7 protein-coding genes are annotated in these 6,647 nt (G+C 35.3%); all 7 read right to left on the reverse strand.

The window, feature by feature from the left end:
- Positions 1 to 170: 170 nt before the first annotated feature.
- The 7 genes from NSA01_RS09550 to NSA01_RS09580 all read right to left on the reverse strand — a co-directional run bounded on the left by NSA01_RS09550 (position 171) and on the right by NSA01_RS09580 (position 6,286).
- Positions 171 to 860 (reverse strand): LrgB family protein, encoded by a 690-nt coding sequence (locus tag NSA01_RS09550; protein WP_257481234.1) that lies wholly within the window; start codon positions 858 to 860, stop codon positions 171 to 173.
- A complete protein-coding gene (locus tag NSA01_RS09555; protein ID WP_257481235.1) occupies positions 860 to 1,216 on the reverse strand; it encodes a CidA/LrgA family protein in 357 nt (118 codons plus the stop codon). Before NSA01_RS09555 ends, NSA01_RS09550 begins: the two co-directional genes overlap by 1 nt.
- Before the next feature lie 62 nt (positions 1,217 to 1,278).
- Positions 1,279 to 3,081: a glycerophosphodiester phosphodiesterase family protein gene (locus NSA01_RS09560; RefSeq protein WP_257481236.1), complete on the reverse strand. Its 1,803-nt coding sequence runs from the start codon at positions 3,079 to 3,081 to the stop codon at positions 1,279 to 1,281.
- 13 nt (positions 3,082 to 3,094) lie between these two features.
- Complete coding sequence (locus NSA01_RS09565) at positions 3,095 to 3,571, reverse strand: LURP-one-related/scramblase family protein (protein WP_257481237.1); 477 nt, start codon at positions 3,569 to 3,571, stop codon at positions 3,095 to 3,097.
- Positions 3,572 to 3,669: 98 nt separating this feature from the next.
- A complete protein-coding gene (locus NSA01_RS09570) occupies positions 3,670 to 5,055 on the reverse strand; it encodes an MATE family efflux transporter (protein WP_257481238.1) in 1,386 nt (461 codons plus the stop codon).
- A 33-nt stretch (positions 5,056 to 5,088) separates the two neighbouring features.
- Positions 5,089 to 5,781 (reverse strand): cytochrome c biogenesis protein CcdA, encoded by a 693-nt coding sequence (locus tag NSA01_RS09575; protein WP_257481239.1) that lies wholly within the window; start codon positions 5,779 to 5,781, stop codon positions 5,089 to 5,091.
- Position 5,782: 1 nt separating this feature from the next.
- The gene (locus NSA01_RS09580) at positions 5,783 to 6,286 is read right to left on the reverse strand and encodes a thioredoxin family protein (protein WP_257481240.1); all 504 of its coding nucleotides are present in this window, start codon (positions 6,284 to 6,286) and stop codon (positions 5,783 to 5,785) included.
- Between the last annotated feature and the right edge of the window lie 361 nt (positions 6,287 to 6,647).

The following is a 6,647-nucleotide window of genomic DNA, read 5'->3' on the forward strand; positions in this document are numbered from 1 at the left end:
GGCTTAGCACCACGCAGTGGAAGCATTTTATCGAATATTTTTTGCTTCGGAAAAATATTCGCAGAGTTCCTAAGGGACGGAGTCCCTTACAACGGGTCGTAGGGCAGAGCCATACATAGTTAAGGGGTGAAAGGGGCAGCGTCCCTTATAGTGAATTGTAAGGCGGAACCTTATAATAATGTAGCAAATAAATTTGCAAGAACTACCGTAATTATCCCTGAAACAGCAACGGAAAGTCCGCTCATCGCTCCCTCTACTTCCCCAAACTCCAAGGCTTTCGCAGTCCCGACGGCATGAGAAGCCGTACCGTAAGCAAGCCCCACGGAAACAGGCTCGGTTATCTTAAATATCTTACATACATATTCCCCTATTAGGTTACCGAATATCCCGGTTATGATTATTACCGCCACAGTCAAAGAAGGTATACCTCCAAGTTCACTGCTAAGGGACATACCTATTGCGGTGGTTATGGATTTGGGAAGAAGTGTTATATACTGCTCATGTGTCAGCATAAACATATATGAAAATGCAAGAATACTCCCTAGACTTGAAAGCACCCCTGCGGTTATACCCAGTATCACCGCTTTTAAATTATGTTTTAATATCTCAAATTCTTCGTATAAGGGGATTGCAAGACAAATGGTTGCGGGTGTGAGCAAAAAACTTATATACTTTGCTCCCTCATAATATGTCTTATATTCCACTTTGCATAATGTAATTACTACCCCGACGAAGATTATGCCTATAAGTATGGGATTTAATATACTAAGTTTCAGCTTCTTCCTAAGATAATCTCCAATGAAATATCCTAAAATCGTAATAAGCACTCCAAAATAAAGAGAATTTGTTAATAATCCCATTAAATATCCTCCTTATCTCTTCTTATTATCCCTTGTGATACCAGCCCCGTAACGACCATTACAATAACAGTCGTCACTATTGTTATCACGGTAGCAGGGAAAATAAAATCCGACAGAGCGGAATATAGTGTTATTATTTCTACCCCGATAGGTACAAACATTATAGGCATCGTATCCAGTAAGAAGTTCCCTGCGTCTTTTATATATTTTAGTTTCATCACTCCGCTTTTAAGTAAAATAAGCATAATCACAAGTCCGTAGATACTCGCGGGTATTGTAAGCGGGATAATATAATTTAAAAGTTCGCTTATAAATGTTATTACCGCTATTATTAAAAATTGATATAAGTATTTCATATTTTGTCCTTTTATATTTTGTTAATATTTAATATCAAATATATAAATCAAATTACTTAAATTTATACTTCGTTTCCTCCGTAGAACATATTATAAATATCCTGAGCCAATATATTTTTATTCCTGTTTTCAATTACATATTTGGTGTAATAAGGATTGTCCGTCACGATACCGTCAAGACCCGTCTTTATTATATTTCTTATGTTTTCTTCCTTATTTACCGTCCATGCATAAATCTTCTTATTATTATAATGTGCATCGGAAACGATAATATTATTTATAAAAGTAGCCTCTACGGATAATTCATCCACATATTTAAGCTCTTTTACATCTCCGTAAAACAAAGTCGTTATATAGCATGTCCTTATATCTTTATCGATTTCCTTTGTCTTTTTAAGGATATCGTAGTTCATGGAAGCTACTATGCACTGATCTTCCATTTTGTATTTCTTTATAAGGTTTACTGTCTTTGCTTCAAGCTCCTTTTCATGCCCCGTACTCTTAAGTTCAATCATCAAGCTGATCTTTCCTTTGGAAGCCTTTAACATCTCTTCCAATGTAGGATAATTTTCAAATCTATGATCAGGATAAAATGAGCTTCCCGCATCATAAGTCTTTACTTCTTTTAGGTCTGCTTCCCATACCTTCTTATTTACGCCCGATATCCTCTTAAAATCGGTATCGTGCATCACTATAAGCTTCTTATCCTTAGTCTGCTGAACATCTATCTCAGCACAGTCGGCTTCGGCTTTTACAGCTTCGTTGAGAGCACAAACGGTGTTTTCCGGTGCAAAGGCACTCCCCGCTCTGTGAGCCACGACACTGATATTGTCTATATCGGGACTAACATTAAAAGTCTCGGAGTATATAACTAAAATAATTATTATAATGATATATTTGATTATGGTCTTAACAGTATTTTTAAAACCATCATTCGCTTTATTATTTTCATATACTTTATCATAGTCTTCATATCCGTAGTAAAGAGAAGCAAGAAAAGCTATATTAAATATAAGTATAAATATCGATAACAAAACGGTAAAGAAATTATTGAACGAGGTCACGCTGAACCAGTAATAATTTTCTATATCCGTACCAACATAAAATAGCTTTACCTTCAGTATCAATAGTAAATATATCATTACCGTTATAAAGAAAATCAGTATAGCCTGAAATACAAGGAACAGGATAAAATAAGCAATACTCTTTATAAACCTATCCCTTAATATCTCCTTGCTTTTACTGCATGCACTTTTGAAATCAGCCTTGTTTATCACCATTTCAAATATAGAAAATATATACTTAAACAATAATATATAAATAATTATAATGATAAACAAATATATAAAGCTCAAAGCCGCATTTTCTTTAATAAAATCCAAAATAAATTCGGGGATACGAACGGAATTTAAATATCCGCTGGTAAGATAAATATTACTTAAAGGAAAAAGCAGAACTATAAAAGATATAAATATATTCTTGGGGCTTAAAATTTTCAAAGACCTTTTAAACGCTTTTTTAAATAAGTTTATAAATCCCGTCTTAACTCCGTTTCTGCTGTCTTCAAAGTATATGATTATCCCAAATATCTCAAGTATAGTAAGATATACAAATATAATTACCAATAAAAGGCATATCAAAACGGATAAAGGACTCTTTATCATAAGCATTGCATTATCAGGCGTCAAATGAGTTATTCCCGATACCTTTACAGCGTACTTAAATAAATTCTCACATAAAAGTACTGCAAAAATTATGAAAGCCTTATATATGATTTCAAATAAAATCAAATCGGCAGGATTGAATTTTATCAAATAAAAACACTTTTTTAATATACTTTTAAAATCGGATAAAAATTTCTTCATATTATATTTTATCTCAGTCCCCTGCCTGTGAACATTTTATTGCGTCAATAGCCGCTACAACCAAAAGTACATAAAGTTCATCTTCGTCTTTAAATACCTTTATCGTATATGTATCTGTGAAGCTTATTATCTTCTTTGAAATCTCGGCTATAGTATCTCTGTCGTCATAAATACTATAGTCCCATTCCCATATGTTCCCGTGAACCCTCCAGCCTTTAAAATCTATCTCAAATTTAGGTCTTAGAAATGTAAGTTCCTTTTTAATATGTCCTATACATTCGTCGTTTACGATTATCTTAAATCTTGGAAGAAACCTTAGTACTTCTTCTTTTAATACCGCAACTTCCTCATCGTATTTATTATATACCTTAAAGCAGTGTCCAAAAGAAATACTGCCCTTTATTTTATATACAACATCTCCGTTTTCGTCGTAGACGTTGTAGCTATCTAAAAACGACATTATTTTTTCTTTGATTATAAGTTCTTTCATTTTTCCCTCCTCTGATTATATATATACTATATACTAAAAAAGACTATTTAACAAAAGTTTTATAGTCTTTTTACATAAATTTTATATTAAATTTCCATTTATTTATTTCCTATATCCTTAAAGAAATTTATCATAAAAGGCAGGCATACAAAGAAGGTACATAAGTCCGAAACCGTCTGTGTCATTTCCACCCCAACGACTCCGAAGATGTTCGGAAGGACGAGTATCAAAGGAATAAAGAATATACCCTGCCTTAATGACGAAAGGATAGTCGCGGTAAATGACTTCCCGATAGACTGGAAGGTCATATTCGCTATTACCCCAAGGGGTACGAGAGGTATTATCGCACACTGGAACCTAAAAGCCTCTGTACCTATCTTTATGACATCTATATCGTCGGCAATAAAAGCCTTTATAAACTGCGGAGCAAATATGAATGCAAAGACAGCAAATATCGTCATGATTATCATACCGGTCTTTAAAGTAAATGTAAAAGATTCTTTCACTCTGTCATACTTCTTAGCTCCGTAGTTAAATCCAAGCACAGGCTGATATCCCTGACCGAAACCTATCATGATCGAATATATGAACATGAATATTTTCCCGACAATGGACATTGCCGCAACAGCCGCATCCCCGTAACCTGCCGCAGCTACGTTCAGCATTACCGTTGCTATACTTGCAAGTCCCTGTCTCGCAAGAGACGGAAGTCCGGTCTTAATTATCATGGAACAAGTTTCAAACTCTCTCGTAAAGTTTCTTATATGAAGCTTAATTTCGCTTCTCTTGGATATAAAATGAGAAAGGAGGATAAAAAAGCTTATAAGCTGTGACAGTATAGTCGCAATGGCGGCTCCAGATATACCAAGTCCGAAAGTAAATATAAATATAGGGTCTAATATAATATTTAAAATCCCGCCTGTACCTATCCCTATCATTGCAAGATTAGCTTTCCCCTCTGCTCTAAGGATGTTATTCATTACAAAGGAAGCCATCATTATAGGAGCGCCGAAAAGTATATATCCAGCGTAATCCTTTGCATATGGAAGTATTGTATTCGTGGAGCCTAAAAGCTTCATAAGCGGGTCTATGAATATAAGACCGAAGACAGCAAGCAAAACTCCCGCAAGTATTGCAAGGAAAAATCCCGTTGATCCTACTTCATTTGCCTTTTCCTCCCTCTTTGCACCAAGGAGCCTGGATATAAGACTTCCCGAACCCATACCGAGGGTAAAGCCTATTGCCTGGATTATCGCCATTAAGGAAAATACTATCCCCACAGCTCCCGACGCACTGGTGCCAAGCTTTGACACAAAGTAAGTATCCGCCATATTGTATATCGAAGTTACCAGCATACTTATTATGGTCGGTACGGCAAGAGAAGTGATGAGCTTTGAAATCTTCGTTTCGGTCATCTTTATATATTGTTTGTCTACATTATTATCATCTTTATTGTCTAATTCATTTTCCAATTCGTTTTCCAACTGTTACGCCCCCTAAAGAATAAACACATTGATTTAAAACCCTAAATAAAACATATAAAATGCAATCAAAAGCATCAATACACCTAAGAATATTTTAATAAAAAGCTGAAGCTTGCCATATTTTTCATTATTGGTTATCTTATTTGCAAGCCCCAAGCTGGTACCGACCATGACCGTAAGTATACCGTGACCTATAGAGTAACATACAAGAAGCAGTATACCCCACAAAATATTCCCGCTTCCCGCTACTATTCCAAGTATCACAACGAGTACGGGAGTGGAACAGGGAGAAGAGAATACACCCGCAAGTACTCCTGAAATAAGAGCTCCCATGTACCCTCTCTTTTCATTCTTCGAAACAAGATAAGTAGAGGGAATAAAGTTAAAAAGCTCAAAAGTTTGCAGAGCCATAAGCACCATTATTACTCCAAGGACTATATAAAACCACCCTCCGCTAAGTGTCATTACTTTCCCTAGCATTGAAGCAAGCGTACCGAGAACCGTAAATGTAATGGCGGTACCCACCGCAAAAGTTACAGAAAGTTTAAATAACTTTTTTGTATCCTCTTTCCCGTTCATACCTACGTATCCTACGATCAAAGGAATGGAGGACAGAGAACATGGCGTAAAGGAAACGAGGATACCCGCAAGGAAAGCCACTACCGGAGCAAGATATATATTTGATGTAATAATACTTGAAATGCTTTCTAAGATATTATTTATCATACTATTTTATACCCATATCCTCGAATATTTGAAGGAATTCATCTTCCGTAAGAAGTCCCTCTCTTGCGGTATAGATATGCTTATTATCCGTCTTTGAAGAGTATTCTATCATTTGGATATCAATATTCTTGCTCGGTTTATAAGGCTCACCTTTTTCATCGAAGAAGAATAAAGTCGGAGTTACCTTTACGGGGAAGTCTTCTATACCCTTTATATCAGCATCGACACTAATCGATTTTATAATGACTTTACCCTTGTATTCTTCTTTTAATTTATGAAGAGTAGGCTCCATTTCTCTGCACGGAGGACACGTAGCACTCGTAAAATCAAGAACTATCGGAAGTTTTTCTTTTTTGAGTTCCTCCAAATCAAAAGCGGCAGTCTTTGTATCCGAACCGTTATTTTCTAAAGCCTCTTTGTTATTGTTATTCTTAACTATATAAATCCCGATCACAGCTATAACTATTAAAGCGGGAACCAATATCTTCAGTATTTTCTTATTCATTATTTTGCCTCCTAAGAATTAATTTATTTTATAATTTTAACATAAAAAAATAAAACTCGTTATAGGTTACGAGTTTTATTTTAATATTCGTAATCGAATATTAGCCAAGAAAATATAAATTATTTTCTAAAGTATTATATCATATATATGAAGAATAAACAAGGATATATCTTTTGTAGGGCTCTGCCCTATAACCCGCTCTATTTTGCTTGTCCAAAATAGAGAAAAAGGACCCCGCTGGGCACGGTGCCTAAACCTTCGTGGAAGAAATCTTTAACTTACTTAAGTAAATTACCCGCTATTTACCTGAACAAGTTATAACCTTTGGGGCGGGATTAGCGACTGTTCCCAGAAAATCGGG

This window comes from Anaerofustis stercorihominis, from assembly GCF_024623185.1.
Classification (GTDB): domain Bacteria; phylum Bacillota; class Clostridia; order Eubacteriales; family Anaerofustaceae; genus Anaerofustis.